Source organism: Bradyrhizobium sp. UFLA06-24 (assembly GCF_054967145.1).
Window position 1 is genome coordinate 22,614 of sequence record NZ_JADFUE010000005.1, and the last position, 18,712, is coordinate 41,325.

Here is an 18,712-nt window from a genome sequence, read left to right on the forward strand (position 1 = left end):
CGAGCCTTGCCCACAGTGAACTTGCCTAGCGAAGATGCCGATGGATGGAGTTCCGCAAGATGCTGGCGTCGTCATGGTGCCCGCCACATCGGCCTGCCCGGCACTACCTCGGGAGTTTCCCCGCCACCGTCGACCTCAGGATCGCTTCCAGAAGCTGTTCGGCCGTCGTGCCCGCGGGCAGCCGCTGCAAGATATCCTCGAGCCGTCCATCGAGCAGCAGCATGGTGAAACCGTGCACCATGGACCAGGCCCGCGCGATCGCAGCGCCCTGCTCGATGGTCAATTTGTCGCCGCTGATCGGCTCCTGCCGTATCGCGCCGATGGCATTGGCAAGTCCGGCGAAAGAGGATTCCGCGGCCTCGTGCAGCGATGGCCTGGAATAGTCGAGCCGCTCGGTACGGAACATCAGACCGTACATGCCTGGATGCGCCTGCGCATAGGCGACGTAGGCCTTCGGGCGCGCCAGCGCCCGTTCCAGCGGCGAGGTAATCGCCTCGCAGGCGGCGGTCATCGCCGCATTGAACTGGCGGAAGCCGATCGCCGCAAGCTCGCTGACGAGCCCGGTGAGATCGCCGAAATGATGGGTCGGCGCGGCATGCGAGACGCCGGCCTCGCGCGCCACCGCGCGCAGTGTCAGGCCGGCGAGCCCGTCGCGCTCCAGCACCCGTTCGGCCGCGTCGAGCAGCGCCTCGCGCAAGGCGCCATGATGATAAGGCGTTTCGGTCTTTGCGTTCGCCGGACCCGACGCAGGCGGCGTCTTTTTCGCCTGGCGCGGACGCCGCGCCGTTTCGCTCTTGGTGTCTCTCTTGGCCATTTACAAGCTATATGACGCAATATTGACAGTGTAAAGATTTCACTTGACGAATGTGGCTTCCGGTTCTATGCAATCTTTACGATGTAAAGATAAGGAGGATACGCATGCTTCAGGATGCAACGGCCGAGCGCCGCAACAACATCGCGCCCATCCCGTTCGAGGCGGAAGCGCCCTTCCTCAACATCGTCGGCGAACTGCCGCGCGAGCTGAACGGCACGCTCTACCGCAACGGTCCCAACCCGCAATTCTCTTCCCCCGGCGCCCACTGGTTTGTCGGCGACGGCATGCTGCACGCCTTTCATCTCGCGGAGGGGCGCGCCAGCTATCGCAACCGCTGGGTCCGCACACCCAAATGGCTCGCCGAGCACGATGCCGGCCGCGCGCTGTTCGGCGGCTTCGGCCGCAAGCTGCCGGATGCGCCGCCGGATCTCACCGACGGCGGCGTCGCCAACACCAATATCGTCTTCCATGCCGGCAAGCTGCTCGCGCTTGAAGAAGGACATCTGCCGACCGCGATCGAGCCGGGCACGCTGGCAACGCGCGGTTATTGCAATTACCAGGGCCGCATCGCCGCCCCCTTCACCGCACATCCAAAGATCGATCCCGTGACGGGCGAGCTGGTGTTCTTCGGCTACAATGCGGCGGGGCCGCTGACGTCAGCCCTCTCCTACGGATCGATCGATGCGAGCGGCAAGCTCACGCGCTTCGAACGTTTCGAGACGCCCTATGCCAGCATGGTGCACGACTTCATCGTCACCGAGAATCACGTGCTGTTTCCGATCCTGCCCCTCACCGGCAGCAGGGAACGTGCGATGAGCGGCAAGCCGCCCTATGCGTGGGAACCGGAGAAAGGCGCCTATGTCGGCGTGATGAAGCGCAAAGGCAAGGCAAAGGACATCGTCTGGTTCCGCGGTGAAGCCTGCTACGTCTTCCACATCATGAATGCGTGGGAGGACGGAAATCGCATCGTCGCCGACGTCATGCAGTTCGAAGAGGCCCCGCTGTTTCCGCATCCCGACGGCCGGCCGACGGATCCGGAGAAATCGCGCGCCCGTCACTGCCGCTGGACGTTCGATCTCTCGGGCAATACCGACCGGTTCCAGCAAACCTATCTCGACGATCTCACCGGCGAATTCCCGCGCATCGACGACCGACGTGCCGGCCTGAAGAGCCGACACGGCTGGTACGCCTGTGCCAATCCGAAGGCGCCGATGTTCGGCGCGCTGTCAGGCATCGTCCATGTCGACGGCGCGGGCAAGCGGCTCGGCCACTATCTGTTGCCATCAGGCGATACCATCTCCGAGCCCGTGTTCGTCGAGCGATCGAAGGATGCGGCGGAAGGTGACGGCTGGCTGCTGGCGGTGGTCTGGCGCGGGCGAGAGAACCGCAGCGACCTCGCCGTCTTCAATGCCACCGACATCGAGGCCGGCCCCGCCGCGCTGGTACAGCTCGGCCATCGCGTGCCCGACGGCTTTCACGGCAATTGGGTGGGCGCGGTATAGTTTTGTCATTCCGGGGCGCGCCCTTCGCGCGAACCCGGAATCCATTTCACCGCGCGTTCCATTGCCAAATGGATTCTCAGGTGCGCAATTGCGCACCGTAGTTCGACGCTTCGCGTGCCCCGGAATGACAGCGCATGGAGGTCCGCATGCACGTCCCCACGATCACGGCGAACTATCTGGCCATCCTCGCACTGATCTACGCTGCGCTCGCGCTGCAAGTCGTCCGGCTGCGACGGATCAGCGGCGCGCCGTTCAACGATGGGGGCAATGAAGGCCTGCGCAGCGCGATCCGCGCCCATGGCAATTTCATGGAATATGTCCCCATCATCGTCCTGATGGTCGCCCTGCTCGAAATATCCGGCGCTTCGCCGCTACGCATTCACCTGCTGATGAGTGCGCTCCTGCTGTCGCGGCTGTTGCATCCGCTCGGCATGTACGCAGCGCCTAGCTCGCTCAAATTCACCATCTGCCGCGCCGGCAGCATCTTCCTGACCATCGGCCTGTTGATCTCCTGCGCGCTGACCATTCTGTCGCGCCTGCCCTGGGTCGCGATCGCCGACGAAATTTCGGATCAAGTCCTTGCAACAATTGATTTATTGAAGACGATCGCAATAATTTTGACAGTGTAAAGATTTAGCTTGACCCGGCATCGCCCCTGCATTATCAATCTTGACATCGTAAAGATCACTGCGATCGAGGCGACCATGACGATCTTCCTGATCCTAGCCCCCTATGGCGTCTACACCTTCCTGATGTTCATGACGTCGGCCACGGCCACCGTGTTCGCGGGCTCCGCCATCTGCCTCGTCACGATTGCGATCGATGTTGCACGCGGCCGCTCGGTGAAGATCCTGGCCGCCGGCTCCGCGATCCTGTTCGCAGGGCTCGGCCTCTACCTCGCGCTGCGCGACCCCACGCTCAGCCCGCTCGGCGTCAAGCTCTCGATCGACATCGGCATCTTCGTCATCTCGCTCGGCTCGATGCTCGCGCGTCGGCCCTTCACGCTGCAATACGCGATCGAATCCGTTCCGGCCGAGACCGCGGCAATGCCGGGCTTTCTTACCGCCAACTACATCATCACCGGCGCATGGACGATCGCCGCTCTGCTGATGATGGCCGCCAACATCGTGCTGCTCTACTTCCCGGGCCTGCCGGTCTGGTCGGGCATTGCGGTCGCCTTCGCCGCCCGCAACAGCGCAATCTACTTCACCAAATGGTATCCTGAATATCGTCAGATCAAGTATGGTGCGCCTGATGGCGCGCTGCCTGAAGCCCAGTGAGACAGGACCGACAATGAAGGACGTATTCGCCCGCCTCGCCTCCGACTTCCTCTCGGCCATCGTCTTCCTGGTGATCTATCTGGTCACCGACAACGTCATCCTGGCGACGTCGGTGGCGATTGCAGGGGCGATCGCCCAGGTGATCTATGCCCGCATCAAGGGGCGCGAGCTCGGCTACATGACCTATGCGAGCGTCGCGCTGGTCGTCGTGCTGGGTACGGTGACGCTGCTGACCAACGATCCGCGCTTCGTGATGGCAAAGCCTGCGATCGCCCATTTCGCGATCGGCGTGATCATGCTCAAGCGCGGCTGGATGCTGCGCTACATGCCGCCGATGGTGGTCGAGACCGCGCCGGAATATGTCACCGCCGCGGGCTATGCTTGGGCCGCGCTGATGTTCGTGCTCGGCGCCGGCACCATCGCGGTCGCCGCCACCGGCGACCTGAAGCTGTGGGCGTTCTACATCTCCGCGGTCGCGGGCGGCGCCAAGGCCCTCGCCTTTGCCGTGCAGTATGTGGTGTTCAGGCTCGTCGTCACCAGCCGCCGGCGCGCGGCGGCCCGCGCCTGATAGTCGCTCAAGGAGGCATTAGGCGGCGGCTTCAAGTTGCGCTATAGCCTCGCCCCTGGACTGGCTGCGGATCATCGCAGCCCGCCGAAATCATCGTTCGGGAGACGCGAATGGCCGTGGACGGCAACTGGAATCTGACTTTGTCGACGCCGATGGGCGAGCGCCAGACGACGCTGAGCGTGAAGAGCTCCGGAGGCACGTTGACGGGCACGCAGGGCGCGGAAGGTGAATCCACCGAGATCTTCGAGGGCACCGTGAACGGCGACGACGTCGCCTGGAAGGTCTCAATCGTCAATCCGATGCCACTGACGCTGGCTTTCTCCGGCAAGGTTTCCGGCGACAGCATCTCGGGCGAGGCGAGCATCGGCCCGATGGGCAGCTTCCCGTTCACTGGCACGCGCGCTTGACCTTCTGCCTCGCCCCGCTCACGCGGGGCGAGGTGAAGAGTTAGCCCAGATTGAGCTCCTTGAAGAAGTCGTTGCCCTTGTCGTCGATGATGATGAACGCCGGGAAGTCGACGACTTCGATGCGCCAGATCGCTTCCATGCCGAGCTCGGGATATTCGAGCACCTCGACCTTCTTGATGCAGTGCTCGGCGAGGTTGGCCGCGGCGCCCCCGATCGAGCCGAGATAGAAGCCGCCGTATTTCTTACAGGCCTCGCGCACCGCCGGCGCGCGGTTGCCCTTGGCCAGCATCACCATCGAGCCGCCGGCGGCCTGGAACTGGTCGACGAAGGAATCCATGCGGCCTGCCGTGGTCGGCCCGAACGCGCCGGAGGCGTAGCCTTCGGGCGTCTTGGCCGGACCGGCGTAATAGACCGGGTGGTTCTTGAAATAATCAGGCAGCGGCTCGCCCTTCTCCAGCCGCTCGCGCAGCTTGGCATGCGCGCTGTCGCGCGCGACGATCATGGTGCCGGTCATCGAGACGCGGGTCTTGATCGGGTACTTCGAGAACGTCGCCAGGATGTCCTTCATCGGCTGGTTGAGGTCGATCTTGACGACCTCGCCGCCGAGCGATTCTTCCACCTGCGGCAGATATTGCGCCGGGTTGTGCTCGAGCTCCTCGAGATAGACCCCGTCTTTGGTGATCTTGCCGAGCACCTGGCGGTCTGCCGAGCAGGACACCCCGAGCCCGATCGGCAGCGAAGCGCCATGGCGCGGCATGCGGATCACGCGGACGTCGTGGCAGAAATACTTGCCGCCGAACTGCGCGCCAACGCCCAGGCTTTGCGTCATCTTGTGGATTTCCTTCTCCATCTCGACGTCGCGGAAGGCGTTGCCGTCGGGCGAGCCGTGCGTCGGCAGCGCATCGAGATAGCGCGCGGAGGCGAGCTTCACCGTCTTCATGCAGAGTTCGGCCGAGGTGCCGCCGATCACGATGGCAAGGTGATAGGGCGGGCACGCCGCGGTGCCGAGCGTGAGGATCTTCTCCTTGAGGAAGGCGAGCAGCCGGTCCCTGGTCAGCACCGAGGGCGTTGCCTGGAACAGGAAGCTCTTGTTGGCGGAGCCGCCGCCCTTCGCCATGAACATGAACTTGTAGGCATCGTCGCCCTCGGCGTAGATCTCGCACTGCGCCGGCATGTTGTTGGCGGTGTTCTTCTCCTCGTACATCGAGAGCGGCGCGACCTGCGAGTAGCGCAGATTGCGGCGCAGGTAGGCATCGCGCGCGCCTTCCGACAACGCCGCCTCGTCGTCACCGTCGGTGATGACGTTGCAGCCCTTCTTGCCCATGATGATCGCGGTGCCGGTGTCCTGGCACATCGGCAGCACGCCGCCGGCCGCGATGTTGGCGTTCTTCAAAAAGTCCAGCGCGACGAACTTGTCGTTCGGGCTCGCCTCGCCGTCCTCCAGGATCGCGCGGAGCTGCTTCAGATGGCCCGGGCGCAGATAATGGTTGATGTCGCCAAAAGCCGCCTCCGACAGCGCCCGCAGCGCCTCGCGCGACACCACCAGCATGTCCTTCCCCAAGACCTTCTCGACCCGCACGCCCTCGGTCGAGATCTTCTTGTAGGGCGTCTCGTCCTTGCCGAGCGGGAACAGCGGGGTGTGCTTGTAGGGCGGAACGGGCTTGGACTGGTCGGGAAAGGCGGTCGGAGCGTTCATGGGGCGGATCTCGGGTTCTGGAGCCCTTTAGGGGCCTCTAAGCATGGAAGCGTTCTAAGCTTTTTTCCCGCAAAGGGAAGGCGTTCCGGCGCGGTCGGGACATCCCGAATCGTGCCCGTGGCGGGCATTTTCCAGGACTGGATTGCCCCCTTGCGCTTCGCGCGCGGCGACGGTTGAATGCGCGCCCTAAGGGGCTTTTCATCATGATTTTCAAAGTGGACTTTCGCGGCGCGATGCTGGTCGCCGCCGCAATCATCGGCCTTGTGACCCTCGCTGCGCCTGCGCGCGCCGACCAGTGCGACGACATCGCCAAGCAGCTCGCCGGCGGCATCGACGGGCTCAAGGTCAACTTCAAGGCCGCCAACATCATCTATCTCACCCACCCGGCGGCGAAGGAGCTGTCGCTCGGCTGCCGCGCGCAAGGAGCCGCCTATTCCAACGAGCTCTATGCCAAGGGCGACCGCAAGCCGACGCCGCAATTCTATGATCTGGTGGCCTCCGCGGCGGCGATCATCTTCACGGTGACCAAGGACGACACCACGACCGGCGCGACGCGCTGCCTGAAACGCATGGGGCTACTCCGCGGCGACAAGGTCACGATGCGCTACAAGCGCCTCAACATGGAATGCACCCGCACCAAGACCGAAGCCGCGATCGCGATCACCCGGCCGAAGGACGAATAGCGGATCCCTCGCATTTTAATGATTGTCTTGAAGGAAACTTCGTCTCCCACGGCGCAGGATCAATTGTTTCCATCTGTGAGGATCCGTGGATGAGCGTTTCCAACGTTTCGACCGTTGCTCCGCCGCCAATCGCGATCGTGGTCCCGAGCTACGACACGACCAAGCAGGACGACCGGACCAAGACCCGGGATACCGACCCGACCGATCAGCCGACGCCGCCCGCGCCGCTGCCGCCGGGCCAGGGCACGCGGATCGATCAGCTCGCCTGATTGATCCTGCACTTCGAGGATCGCCCGGTCGGGTTGACCGGGCCTTTCGCGCGTCCGGCCCCATCTTTGCCCGATAGCGCGGCCAAGCTCCTGCGAGATTGCCCGGGGACCCGCGCATGATCGCCCGCCTCTTGTTGCAGAACACGATCTTCGTCATCGCGATGGGCGTATTGTTGTTCGCTTCCGCGGGCACGCTGCGTTGGCCGTCGGCTTGGGTGTTCCTCGTCACGTCCGCCGTAATCGGCCCCCTCTGCGGCTGGTGGCTCTACCGGATCGATCCGGGGCTGCTGGCAGAGCGGCTTCGTCCGGTGATCCAGCGAGACCAGCCGGGCGCCGACAAGGTTTTCATGATCGCCTTCATGGCGGCCATCCTGGTCTGGCTCATTGCCATTGGTCTCGACCGGCGTGCCGGTGCCTCGCATGTACCGCTCGCATTGCAGGCCCTGGGCTTCGTGCTGTACCTCGCCTGCACGCTCTTCACGATGTGGGTGTTTGGCGAGAACTCGTTCGCCGCGCCCGTGGTCAAGCTGCAGGCTGAGCGCGCCCAGCACGTGATCTCATCAGGGCCTTATGCTCACGTCCGTCATCCCATGTACAGCGGCATGCTCATGTTTTTTACGGGCGTGCCGCTGTGCCTCGGCTCGTGGTGGGGACTTGCGATCGCGCCGATCCTCGTGCTGTTGATCGCGGTGCGCATCCGGATCGAGGAGCGCACGCTGATCGCGGGACTATCAGGCTATGCCGATTACGCGGTGCGGGTGCGCTATCGCATGATCCCCGGCGTGTGGTGACTCACGCATCCAGTTCCTTGTAGTGCCGGAAGATGCCCTGCTCGTTGTAGGCAATGCGGCGCTCGCTTGCCAGGTACGCCTTGATGTTCGGCCGGGCCGCGACCCGGTCGTGCAGGCCGGCGAGGCCGGGGATATTCTTCTCGAACGCCGTCATGCGCTTCGGAAAGGCATAGCGCAGCCCGTCGACGATCTGGAACAGCGAGAGATCGACGTAAGTGAGACGACGGCCGGCGACATAGGCGCCGCCCGCGTCCTCGAGGAGCTGTTCGAAATAGCCGAGATATTTCGGCACGCGCTCGTCCCAGAAATCCGCGGTGCGCTTCTTTGCCGGCGCCTTCTGATCTTCGTAATACAGGGACGGTCCGAGCGGATGATGGGTGTCATGGATTTCGACCACGAAATCGGTGATCGTCAATTGAAGCTGGTGCACCCAGAGCTTTCCGGCTTCGGTTTTCGACGCAAGTCCGTGTCGCGCGCCGAGATAGAGCAGGATGTTCGCGGTCTGGCCGATGACGAGCTTGCCGGCTTTCAGGAACGGCGGCGCAAAGGGCGGCGTGCCTTTGTGGGCGTCCATCATCTTCATCATCGCAGCCGTGCCGCGCGGGCCGCGCGCAACGTCGACGTAATCCGCCCCCGCCTCCTCCAGCGCCAGCCGCACATATTCACCGCGGCCCTGGATCTCGGGCCAGTAGTAGAGCTCATATTTCATGGAAGCGTTCCGTGAGCGTTGGCGAGCAAGGGCCAATGTAGCACGCATCCGAAGGTTCCGGCAGGGAGGGAGCGCGACGCTCACGCCCCATACTCCGTCATTGCGAACGCAGCGAAGACGTGGAGAGAGTACGCAGCCCAAACAAAAAGAGCGTCGTGCCTGAGGCACGACGCCCTCGCTTGTCGCTCTTGGAGCGATCAGTTGGTCTGCTGGATCGCCGACAATTCCCAAGGACTGCCCGGGCGGCGGGCGAAGGTCCAGACTTCGGTGACTTCGCCCGGCTGCTCGCTGCCGGCGACGATCGCGCCGGTGTTGCGGTCGACGGTCTTGTCGGTGAGCGCAAAGCGCATCGCCACCGTCGCGTAGTCGGTCTCGCCTTCGCGCCAGGCTTCCGCGAGGTCGCCCTGCAACAGTTTGACGTTGGTCACCTTGTTGACGGCGTTGCGGGCGCGGTTCTGGGCGAGGTCCTGCTCGAAATAGGAGACCATTTCCGGCGTCGCCAGCGTATGCAGCTTGGCCACGTCCTCGTTCGACCAGGCCGACTGGATGTCGCCGAGCAGGCGTTCGAACGCCTCGTAATCGTCAGGCTTGATCTCGAGCGGCGCGTTGTTGTTGGCGCCGAAGCCGAAGCCGCCACCAAGGCCGCTGCGATAGTTCGCCTGCGGTCCCGGAGCTGCGCCGGCATAGGCTGCCTGCGGCGAATTGCGCCGCTGCCACCAGGACATCGCCAGCCGCACCACGAACACGATCAGCACGATCTGGATGATCAGGCCCAGAATGGACGACAGCCCGCCGAGGCCGCCGAACAGACCGCCGCCGAACAGCATGCCCAGAAGGCCTGCGCCGAGGAAGCCGGCCGCAAGACCGCCCAGGAAGCCGCCGCCACGGCCGAACAGGCCGCCGCGCGAGGGCGCAGCATTGTTGAAGCCGCCGCCCGGCTGGCTGTAGGTGCGGTTGAATTGCGAGGTCGAACCCGGCGCAGTCGTGGTCGACGGCGGGGCCGAGAAGGTCCGCGAACCGCGCGAACCCGACGAGAAGCCGCCGCCGACGCGGGCGTCAGCGGAGGAGATCGCAAGCGCCGTCGGCAGCGCCAGCGCCAGAACGACGGCAATCGTCTTCACGAGAGTGCGGGACCATTGCGAGAAATTCATGTGCGTTTCCCAAATCCCCGGCATGGGGACGTGCAAGTAAGATGGGCAGCCTTCGTGAAAAGGGAAGCCGGTTCCGCGACTTATAGCTGCGGCCCTCGGTCGCGGGGATCCGGCAAAAGCCCTGATTTGTCGGGGATTTGGCCGGGCGCGGGGAGCTATGGTCGCCCGTTACCGGCAGTGAAACGAGGGGGACCGCTCCCTCCCCGTCATTGCGAACGTAGCGAAGCAATCCAGGCTGCCACCGCGGAGATAGTCTGGATTGCTTCGTCGCTTCGCTCCTCGCAATGACGGCGTAGAGGGAGCTAACCCTGCTTTGTCATCGTCTCCTTCACCGCCGCCACGAGCTGGCTGAGCGTGAACGGTTTCGGCAGGAAGTCGAATTGCTGGCCCTCGGGCAGGCTCTTCTCGAAGGCGTCCTCGGCGTAGCCGGAGACGAAGATGAACTTGATGTCGGGGTTCTTCTCCCGCATCGCCTTGAGCAAGGTCGGCCCGTCCATTTCAGGCATCACCACGTCGGAGACGACGAGATCAATCGCGCCGCTCTGCTCCTCCAGCACCTCCATGGCTTCGACGCCATTCTCGGCCTCGACCACGGTGTAGCCGCGCGAGCGCAGGCCGCGCGCGTTGAGCGCGCGCAGGCCCTCTTCGTCCTCGACCAGCAGGATGGTGCCCTGCCCGGTGAGATCGGTGCGGGGCTTGGCCTCGACGGCTGCGGGCGCGGCTTCCTTCTCCCCATGGGTCGCGGTCGCCACCGCGGGCTGTTCGACCTGCACCTCCGGCTCGGCGTGATGACGCGGCAGGAAGATGTGGAACGAGGTGCCCTGCCCCGGTTCGGAATCGACGTAGATGAAGCCGCCGGTCTGCTTGACGATGCCGTACACGGTCGAAAGACCGAGGCCGGTGCCCTTGCCGACCTCCTTGGTCGAGAAGAACGGCTCGAAGATCTTGTCCCTGATATCGGCGGGAATGCCGGTGCCGGTATCGGCGACCTCGATCCGCACATAGTCCGCCGCCGGCATGCCCTTGTAGGCGAGCTTGCCGGCCTCCTCGCTCGCGACATTGGCAGTGCGGATGATCAGCTTGCCGCCGTCGGGCATGGCGTCGCGCGCGTTCACCGCGAGGTTGACGATGACCTGCTCGAACTGGGAGACGTCGACCTTCACCGGCCAGAGGTCGCGGCCGTGGATCAGGTCGAGCTTGACCTTTTCGCCGATCAGCCGGCGCAACAGCATGGTGAGATCGGACAGCGCATCGCCGAGATCGAGCACCTGCGGCCGCAGCGTCTGCCGGCGCGAGAACGCCAGTAGCTGCCGCACCAGGGTCGCAGCGCGCGTCGCGTTCTGCTTGATCTGCATGATGTCCTGGAACGACGGGTCGGTCGGCTTGTGCGCGTTCAGCAGGAAGTCGTTCGCCATCATGATGGCGGACAGCACGTTGTTGAAGTCGTGGGCGATGCCGCCGGCGAGCTGACCGACCGTCTCCATCTTCTGCGACTGGTTGATCTGGTTCTCCAGCGCGCGCCGCTCGGTGGTTTCGAGCATGTGGACGATCGCAGCTTCCGCGTCGTTCTCGGCCGCGTCGACCGGCGTGACGAAGAACTGGCCCCAGCGCTCCTTCGGTCCCTCCAGCGCCACCTCGACCGGCGCGATGTCGGCCTGGCCTTCGGCAGCCTGGTTGATCGCCGCGATCACCAGATGGCGGTCCCGGGCATTGACGGCGCGGAAGATCGACTTGCTGGCGCTGTCGAGCCCTAGGGCCTGTGCGAGCTTGGCGTAGCGCGCGTTTGCTCGCACGACGTTGCCGGCGCGATCGACGGTGGCGATCGCCATCGGCGTATGGTCGAAGAAGCGCATGAAGCGCACTTCGGCGGCGCGATCGGGATCGCTGCGCTCGTCGCGGGCCCGGCTGATGACGAGCGTGCGCGACGGCCCCGGCGCGCCGTCGGCACCGAAGGCGAGCTTGTGATAGAGCCGGACCGGCATGGTCTTGCCGGTGCGCATGCGCAGATCGATGTCGAAGACTTCCGTCTTCACCTCGCCCGGCACCGCCACGATCGCGCTCAGCAGCGCAGCGCCGTCGCCGGAGACGATGTCGGCGAGCTTCAGGCCGCCGGAGCCGATCTCGGCGAGGTCGTAATCGAGCCAGTTCGCCAGCGTCGCGTTGACATAGGCGAGCTCGCCGGCGGGATTGACCGAGAAGAAGCCGCACGGCGCGTGATCCAGATATTCGATGGCGTGCTGCAGCTCCTGGAACACGTCCTCCTGGCGCTCGCGGTCGCGGGTGATGTCGGCGATCGACCACACCGCATATCTCGCCTCGCGCTTGCCGTTGCCGAGCGGGCGCACCCGCATGCGCAGCCAGCGGCCCTGATTGCCGTCATGGCCGGAGATCCGCACTTCCTCCTGCTGCCGTTTTCCTTCGCGCGCGGCCTTGAGCAGCCGGAACACGGCTTCCGAGACGTCGGGGTTGCCGATGAAGACGCGCTCGACCGGGCGGACGTCCTGCGGGCCACTGGCGCCGGTCAGGGTCAGATAGGCGGCATTGGAATAGATCACGTGGCCGCGCGCATCGGTCACCGCGAGCCCGTCGAAGGCATGATCGGAGATGCGGGCGATGATGGGATCGTCGAGATTGCGGTCGGCGAAGCGGACGATGCCGGCGGCGAAGGCAAACAGGTTGAACAGGCCGATCATCGCCAGCACGGCGAGGATGCCGAGGATGTAGGGCTGCGCCTGCGCGCGTCCGAGCGTCATCAGCCCGATCGCGACCGCGACGAGGCCGGTGGCCACCAGCAGCACCAACGCAATGCTGCCCGAGCGCGGCGACGGCTCAGGCGCCGCAACGGGCTCGCGTGACAGGTCGTGGTCGGTCTCGGCGGTCATTTCACGCTGGTTTGGCCTGTCGGCAGAGAATCAACGCGCCGTGGGGCTCGTCGGGTCCTCCCTGCCTGAATCGGACCCGCAGACGCAAGGGCAGCAGGGCCAAAAGGTACGCTGATTCCCAGTTTACGGCCATTTCCGGTACTTTTCGGGGGTTTTATTGCCGTGCGGCACTAAAACCGCGCTTCATCCGTATGACGTAGCCGATGACTTCGGCGACCGCATGGTAGTGCTCCATGGGGATCTCCTGGTCGATCTCGACGGTGGCATAGAGCGCGCGGGCCAGCGGCACGTTCTCGACGATCGGAATGTCGTGCTCGCGCGCGATCTCCCGGATCTTGAAAGCGAGGTTGTCGACGCCTTTGGCGACGCAGATCGGCGCCGACATGCCGCGCTCGTAGGAGAGCGCCACGGAATAGTGGGTGGGGTTGGTGATGATCACCGAGGCCTTGGGAACCGCGGCCATCATGCGCTTCTTGGAGCGCTGCTGCCGCAATTGCCTGAGCTTGCCCTTGATGTGCGGGTCGCCTTCGGACTGCTTGAACTCTTCCTTGATCTCCTGGAGCGACATCTTCTGCCGCTGGAACCAGCTGCGATATTGGAAGAAATAGTCGCCGATGGCGATGATCGCGAGGGCCGCGACCACCGCGCCGAGCAGATGGACGGTCAGGCTGGTGGCGGCGCCCATCATGGCCATCGGATCGAACTTGACCATCGCCTCCATGCGGTGCCGCTCCGGCCACAGGATCGTGGTCATGACCGCGCCGAGCACGACGAGCTTGCCGATGCCCTTCAGGAAATTGACCCCCGCCTGCTTGCCGAAGATGCGCTTGAAGCCGGCTGCCGGCGAGAGCTTGCTGAATTTGGGCTTGAGGGATTCGCCCGACCATACCAGCCGGTGCTGAAGCATGTTGCCGGCGATGGCCGCGATCACCAGCATCAGAAGCGGCACGCCGACGGCAGCCAGCACGGCGACTTCGATCTGCTGCATCAGCGCGAGCAAATTCCCGGGATCGGTTTTGATCATCCAGGAATTGGCGAGCAGATTGCGCATCGGCGTCAACAGCCCGCCGCCGACCGAGCCCGAGAAGGTCGAGACCACGAGCGTGCCGCCCGCGATCATGAACCAGGTGTTGATCTCCTGGCTCTTGGCGACATCGCCGCGTTCAAGCGCCTCTTCGAGACGCTTTTGCGTCGGGTCTTCTGTTTGGCTCTCTGGGTCCTTGTCTTCCGCCACGTAGCGCCCGCTTTCCGAAGTTCGTCACTTTTGCGGCCCCTGTGCACGAACTTCGGAAAGCACAGGGGCGCTACAAGACTCTAAGGTTGCTAGTGCCGCTGATCGATTTGAAGTTCCTGGTCGGATTTGCTGCTGGCACTGCAGGAACTTCAAATCGGCAGCACTAGCCTCGCCCTTATTTTAACGGCATCATCTGGTGCATGACACCGATGAAGTAGTCGAGATAGGTGCCCATCATCGCGGTGAGCACCACGGCCAGCACCATGAAGCCCGCGAAGATCGACAGCGGCACGCCGACGAAATAGACCTGCATCTGCGGCATCAAGCGCGCCAGCACCCCAAGCCCGATGTTGAAGACGAGGCCGAACACCAGGAACGGACCCGACAGCTGCAAGCCGAGCAGGAACGCGGCCGAGAAGGCCCGCGTGGCCAGCGCAGCAACGTCGCCGCTCGACACGGTCTCGCCCGGCGCGAAGATCGAATAGCTGTCGTTCAGGGCCGCGATCACCAGATGATGGCTGTCGGTGGCGAACAGCAGTGTCACGCCCAGCATGGTGAGGAAGTTGCCGACCAGCACGCCATGCTGGCCCTGCGTCGGATCGACCGAGGTGACGAAGCCGAGCCCCATCTGCTGCGCGATCACGGCGCCCGCGACCTGGAGCGCCGCGAGCGTCACGCGCGCGGTGGCGCCAAGCACGATGCCGATCACGATCTCATGCAGCATCAGCACCAGCATCGGCGCGAGCGAGCCCATATCGACATGATAGGCGTTCCGATGCAGCGGCAGGATGATCAGCGTCAGAACCAGCGCGATCGACAACTTGACCCGCGTCGGAATGTTGGTTTCCCCGAGCCCCGGCAGCAGCATCACCATCGCGCCAACCCGGGCGAAGGCGAGCATGAAGGCTGCGGCAAGCGCCGGCAGCAGCGAGACGTCGATGCGCATGGTGAGCGCATTGTGCCTCAGCCGCCGATGATTCGCGACGAGATCCGCAGCATGTGAGAATGGAGCGCGTCCGCCATGAAGGGTAGCGCCAGTAGCATTGTGGCAAAGATGGCTAGAATCTTCGGCACATAGACCAGCGTCTGTTCCTGGATCTGCGTCAGCGCCTGGAACAGCGACACGATCACGCCGACCACGAGCCCGACCACCATGAGCGGCGAGGACACGATCACGAGGGTCCAGATCGCATCGCGTGCGACGTCGAGGGTCTCGGGTCCGGTCATTGCAGAATTCCTCTTTCCAACTCACATCCTCACCGCTCAGGCGAGGACCACAGGGCCATCCCCGTCATTGCGAGCGAAGCGAAGCAATCCAGACTGCCACCCACGGAAAGACTCTGGATTGCTTCGCTGCGCTCGCAATGACGATTGCGGCGGCGCCAGCGCTAAAAATCAGATCGGCATCTTCATGATGTCTTCATACGCCGCGATCACGCGGTCACGGACCGAAACCAGCGTCGACACCGCGACGTCCGTGTCGGCGACCGCCGTCACCACGTCCATCACGTTGGCCTTGCCGTTGGCCATCGCCACGGTCTGCGCGTCGGACTTGCGACCGGATTCCACGACGCTGCCGATCGCGTCCTTGAGCAGCGAGGAAAAGGACTGCCCGTTCGGCTCGCTGCCCTTGCCGGCGCCGCCGTTTTCCAGCACGCGCGCAAGGTTGGCATAGGCATTGGCCGCGATTGTCGGTGTTGCCATGGCTTAAGAATTCCCTGTCAGGTCTTGAGGATGTCGAGCGTGCGCTGGATCATGCGGCGCGTTGCACTGATGATGTTGACATTGGCCTCGTAGGACCGCTGCGCATCGCGCATGTCGGTCATCTCGACCACCGAATTCACGTTGGGATATTTGACGTTGCCGCTCGCATCGGCCGCCGGATTATTCGGCTCGTATTTGACGCGGAAGGCGGACTGGTCGGGCTTGATCCTGCCAAGCGTGACGACCTGCGCATCGAGCGTGCGGTCGAGCGCCGAGGAGAACGTCGGCACCTTGCGCCGATAGGGATCGCCGCCCGCGCTCTGTGAGGTCGAGTCCGCGTTCGCGATGTTTTCCGAGATCACCCGCATCCGCCCGGCCTGCGCCCGCAACCCGGAGGTTGCGATCGCCATGGAACGGGCAAAGTCGCTGCTGTCATTGGCCATGTCGAGGCTCCCCTAGCTCTAACCCTTGCCGATCGCGGTCTTCAGAAGATGCAGGCTCTTGGCATAGAGCGAGGTCACCGCCGCGTAATCCATCTGGTTGTTGGCGGATTTCATCATCTCCTCTTCGAGATTGACGGCGTTGCCCGCAGGACGGGTCTCGAACCCCGCATTTCTGTTCTGGTCAAAGGTCGAGGCCGCGCCAGAGGGCGTCATGTGCGAGGCACTGGTGACGGTCATCGCCAGCGGGCCCATCGAGCTCGCACGCGCGCCGGCCTTGTCGAATTTCGGCTCGACCAGCTCGCGCGGCCGGAAATTGGGTGTGTCGGAATTGGAGACGTTCTCGGACAGGACGCGCTGGCGTTCCTGGTGCCACTGCATCTTAGTACGAAGCGCCGACAGGACCGGGAGATCGTTGATGGACATCGTTGCGGCTCCTTCCGCCTCGCAAGAGGTCCCACGTGCAAACCTTGGCCCCCAAGCTAGGCAGAATTTGCCGCGTGTATGGTTAACAGGTGGTTAAGGCACGGCGGATACATGTTTCTGATTGAGACATGAAACGGCTCGCCGTGATTCGCCCCCCTTCAAAAGCCGCATTAACCCAACCGCTTGGCGGCCAGCGCAGAGGCCAAGAAGTCGTTTTGGATCGGGCGATTCATGGGTTATTAAGAGTTGGGGACGGCAAAACTTGCCGTGGAACGTTAAGAAATCGCAGTTTTGGGGCATCGCAGGCCGGTGGTCGGCACGTCCGACCATAGGCACGAGAGAAGCGCCATTTACCGGGGACAGGTATGAACGGTAGCCCTATCACCTTCATCGTCGCGTTCATCGTCGTGCTGGCGTTGATCGGCGTCGCCGCGTGGCTGGTCCGCCGATTCGCGAGCACCCGGCTTGGCGCCAATACCCAGCGCGGCAGGATGCCCCGGCTCGCCGTGATCGACGCCGCCGCGGTCGATGGCCGCCGGCGCCTTGTGCTGGTCCGCCGGGACAACGTCGAACATCTCCTGATGATCGGCGGTCCGACCGACATCGTCGTCGAGCCCAATATCGTTCGAGCCGCGGCTGGCCGTGACCAGATTCCGCAACGCCCCAGCGCGGCCGAGGCGCCGCGCCTAGCGCCGATGCCCGATGCCGGCAGCTGGACCGACGAAGCCCCGCGGCCCGAAGTGCTCGACCATCCCGAACCGCACATGCCGGAGCCGCCGCCGCGGCCCGCACGCCCCTCTTTCGCCGATGAGGTCCGTCGGCCGGCACCGACCCTGGCCGAGCGCCGCGGCGAACCGCAGCTCGGCGGCTTCTCGCCTGAACCGACGCCACCGCGCTTCGAGCGTGAGCCCCGTCCCGAGCCGATGCCGCCGCGCGTCGCGCGCAGCGAGCCGCCGCCGATGCCGCGCCCGCCGCGCCAGAGCGAGCCGGTGAAGGTGCCTCCGGTGCGCGCCGAGCGCGCAGCCGCGCCGCCGCCCGCACCGCCCGTAACGCAGGCCCCGTCGGGATTACAGGCATCACCCGTTCCGCCGCCGGCTCCTGCGGCTGCCGCACCATCGAGCGCCGAGCAAAATCTCGCCGAGATGGCGCAGCGCCTCGAGGCGGCCCTGCGCCGTCCGGCCGGTGAGACCATTGCTCCCCCCGTTGCACCGGATGCGCCTCTACTACGCGCCGCACGCGCCGAGCCGCCGGCACCTCCGGCCGCGCCGGCCAAGCCGGCCGCGGAGAAGACCAGCTTTGAAAATCTCGAAGACGAGATGGCCTCGCTGCTCGGCCGTCCGAAGCCGTCTTCGTGAGGCTGCCGTCCTTCCCGCGTAGAGTTCTTGTCCCTTCTGTCCTGATCGCCGCGGCCCTGCTCGCCACGGCTTTCCTTGTCACGCCTGCGCACGCGCAGGACATCAGCATCAATCTCGGCGGCCAGGGCGGTGGCGGCGTCACCGAGCGCGCGATCCAGCTGATCGCGCTGCTCACGGTGCTGTCGATCGCGCCGTCGATCCTGATCATGATGACGTCGTTCACGCGCATCGTGGTCGTGCTCTCGCTGCTGCGCACCGCCATGGGGACCGCGACCGCGCCGCCGAATTCGGTGATCCTGGCGCTGGCGATGTTCCTCACCTTCTTCGTGATGGGACCGGTCCTGCAGAAATCCTACGACGACGGCATCCGCCCGCTCGTCGCCAACCAGATCGGCGTCGAGGATGCTCTTCAGCGTGCGTCCGTCCCCTTGCGCGGCTTCATGCAGAAGAACGTGCGCGAGAAGGACCTGAAGCTGTTTCTGGACCTGTCGGGTGAACCGCCGCCGGCCACACCCGACGAGCTGGCCCTGCGCATCCTCGTCCCCGCCTTCATGATCTCCGAACTGAAGCGCGCCTTCGAGATCGGCTTCCTGCTGTTCCTCCCCTTCCTGATCATCGACCTCGTCGTCGCCTCGGTGCTGATGTCGATGGGCATGATGATGCTGCCGCCGGCGACGATCTCGCTGCCGTTCAAGCTGATTTTCTTCGTGCTGGTCGACGGCTGGTCGCTGGTGGCGGGGAGCCTGGTGCAGAGTTACGGGGGGTAGCACCGTACAAGGAGCCATCGCGCGCCGAGCGTGA

General features: G+C 64.5%; 21 protein-coding genes. 10 read left to right on the forward strand and 11 right to left on the reverse strand.

The window, feature by feature from the left end; all coding sequences use genetic code 11:
- Positions 1-103: 103 nt before the first annotated feature.
- Entirely contained in the window at positions 104-814 is a 711-nt protein-coding gene (locus IF809_RS06600; RefSeq protein ID WP_462837140.1) for a TetR/AcrR family transcriptional regulator, read from the reverse strand.
- Positions 815-918: 104 nt separating this feature from the next.
- On the opposite strand from IF809_RS06600, the gene IF809_RS06605 reads away from it, so the two are divergent.
- The 5 genes from IF809_RS06605 (at position 919) to IF809_RS06625 (ending at position 4,571) form a co-directional block, all read left to right on the forward strand.
- The gene (locus tag IF809_RS06605; RefSeq protein ID WP_462837141.1) at positions 919-2,316 is read left to right on the forward strand and encodes a carotenoid oxygenase family protein; all 1,398 of its coding nucleotides are present in this window, start codon (positions 919-921) and stop codon (positions 2,314-2,316) included.
- Between the two features lie 146 nt (positions 2,317-2,462).
- Positions 2,463-2,945, forward strand: a complete 483-nt coding sequence (locus IF809_RS06610) for an MAPEG family protein (RefSeq protein ID WP_462837142.1) — start codon at positions 2,463-2,465, stop codon at positions 2,943-2,945.
- 75 nt (positions 2,946-3,020) lie between these two features.
- The gene (locus tag IF809_RS06615; protein WP_462837225.1) at positions 3,021-3,596 is read left to right on the forward strand and encodes a hypothetical protein; all 576 of its coding nucleotides are present in this window, start codon (positions 3,021-3,023) and stop codon (positions 3,594-3,596) included.
- 13 nt (positions 3,597-3,609) lie between these two features.
- Positions 3,610-4,164 (forward strand): inner membrane-spanning protein YciB, encoded by a 555-nt coding sequence (locus IF809_RS06620; protein WP_128965444.1) that lies wholly within the window; start codon positions 3,610-3,612, stop codon positions 4,162-4,164.
- 110 nt (positions 4,165-4,274) lie between these two features.
- Positions 4,275-4,571: a hypothetical protein gene (locus tag IF809_RS06625; protein WP_453983076.1), complete on the forward strand. Its 297-nt coding sequence runs from the start codon at positions 4,275-4,277 to the stop codon at positions 4,569-4,571.
- Positions 4,572-4,611: 40 nt separating this feature from the next.
- On the opposite strand, the gene IF809_RS06630 is transcribed toward IF809_RS06625, so the two are convergent.
- Entirely contained in the window at positions 4,612-6,267 is a 1,656-nt protein-coding gene (locus IF809_RS06630; protein WP_462837143.1) for a fumarate hydratase, read from the reverse strand.
- Positions 6,268-6,470: 203 nt separating this feature from the next.
- Here IF809_RS06630 and IF809_RS06635 point away from each other — a divergent pair, with 203 nt between their 5' ends.
- The 3 genes from IF809_RS06635 (at position 6,471) to IF809_RS06645 (ending at position 8,010) form a co-directional block, all read left to right on the forward strand.
- A complete protein-coding gene (locus IF809_RS06635) occupies positions 6,471-6,950 on the forward strand; it encodes a hypothetical protein (RefSeq protein ID WP_453983074.1) in 480 nt (159 codons plus the stop codon).
- 89 nt (positions 6,951-7,039) lie between these two features.
- The gene (locus IF809_RS06640) at positions 7,040-7,219 is read left to right on the forward strand and encodes a hypothetical protein (RefSeq protein ID WP_462837144.1); all 180 of its coding nucleotides are present in this window, start codon (positions 7,040-7,042) and stop codon (positions 7,217-7,219) included.
- 116 nt (positions 7,220-7,335) lie between these two features.
- A complete protein-coding gene (locus IF809_RS06645) occupies positions 7,336-8,010 on the forward strand; it encodes a methyltransferase family protein (RefSeq protein ID WP_462837145.1) in 675 nt (224 codons plus the stop codon).
- A gap of 1 nt (position 8,011) precedes the next feature.
- Here the strand turns inward: IF809_RS06645 and IF809_RS06650 are convergent, their stop codons facing one another.
- From IF809_RS06650 to flgB, 9 genes are all read right to left on the reverse strand, one after another.
- Complete coding sequence (locus IF809_RS06650; RefSeq protein ID WP_462837146.1) at positions 8,012-8,719, reverse strand: glutathione S-transferase; 708 nt, start codon at positions 8,717-8,719, stop codon at positions 8,012-8,014.
- A 197-nt stretch (positions 8,720-8,916) separates the two neighbouring features.
- The gene (locus tag IF809_RS06655) at positions 8,917-9,894 is read right to left on the reverse strand and encodes a Tim44 domain-containing protein (protein WP_128965437.1); all 978 of its coding nucleotides are present in this window, start codon (positions 9,892-9,894) and stop codon (positions 8,917-8,919) included.
- A gap of 278 nt (positions 9,895-10,172) precedes the next feature.
- Positions 10,173-12,752 (reverse strand): cell cycle histidine kinase CckA, encoded by a 2,580-nt coding sequence (gene cckA / locus IF809_RS06660; protein ID WP_462837147.1) that lies wholly within the window; start codon positions 12,750-12,752, stop codon positions 10,173-10,175.
- A gap of 154 nt (positions 12,753-12,906) precedes the next feature.
- Positions 12,907-13,986, reverse strand: a complete 1,080-nt coding sequence (flhB, locus tag IF809_RS06665; protein WP_453983069.1) for a flagellar biosynthesis protein FlhB — start codon at positions 13,984-13,986, stop codon at positions 12,907-12,909.
- Positions 13,987-14,161: 175 nt separating this feature from the next.
- Entirely contained in the window at positions 14,162-14,932 is a 771-nt protein-coding gene (gene fliR / locus IF809_RS06670; RefSeq protein ID WP_462837148.1) for a flagellar biosynthetic protein FliR, read from the reverse strand.
- Positions 14,933-14,949: 17 nt separating this feature from the next.
- Positions 14,950-15,213 (reverse strand): flagellar biosynthesis protein FliQ, encoded by a 264-nt coding sequence (gene fliQ, locus IF809_RS06675; RefSeq protein WP_462837149.1) that lies wholly within the window; start codon positions 15,211-15,213, stop codon positions 14,950-14,952.
- Positions 15,214-15,381: 168 nt separating this feature from the next.
- Positions 15,382-15,690, reverse strand: a complete 309-nt coding sequence (gene fliE / locus IF809_RS06680; protein WP_128965433.1) for a flagellar hook-basal body complex protein FliE — start codon at positions 15,688-15,690, stop codon at positions 15,382-15,384.
- Between the two features lie 17 nt (positions 15,691-15,707).
- A complete protein-coding gene (flgC, locus tag IF809_RS06685; protein ID WP_128965432.1) occupies positions 15,708-16,133 on the reverse strand; it encodes a flagellar basal body rod protein FlgC in 426 nt (141 codons plus the stop codon).
- A gap of 18 nt (positions 16,134-16,151) precedes the next feature.
- Positions 16,152-16,556 carry a flagellar basal body rod protein FlgB gene (gene flgB / locus IF809_RS06690; RefSeq protein ID WP_462837150.1) on the reverse strand — a complete coding sequence of 135 codons (405 nt, stop codon included), beginning with the start codon at positions 16,554-16,556 and terminating at the stop codon, positions 16,152-16,154.
- A gap of 365 nt (positions 16,557-16,921) precedes the next feature.
- Between flgB and IF809_RS06695 the strand changes: the two genes are divergently transcribed.
- The gene (locus tag IF809_RS06695; RefSeq protein ID WP_453983066.1) at positions 16,922-17,911 is read left to right on the forward strand and encodes a flagellar biosynthetic protein FliO; all 990 of its coding nucleotides are present in this window, start codon (positions 16,922-16,924) and stop codon (positions 17,909-17,911) included.
- Positions 17,908-18,678 carry a flagellar type III secretion system pore protein FliP gene (fliP, locus tag IF809_RS06700; protein WP_453983065.1) on the forward strand — a complete coding sequence of 257 codons (771 nt, stop codon included), beginning with the start codon at positions 17,908-17,910 and terminating at the stop codon, positions 18,676-18,678. Before IF809_RS06695 ends, fliP begins: the two co-directional genes overlap by 4 nt.
- Positions 18,679-18,712: the final 34 nt, after the last annotated feature.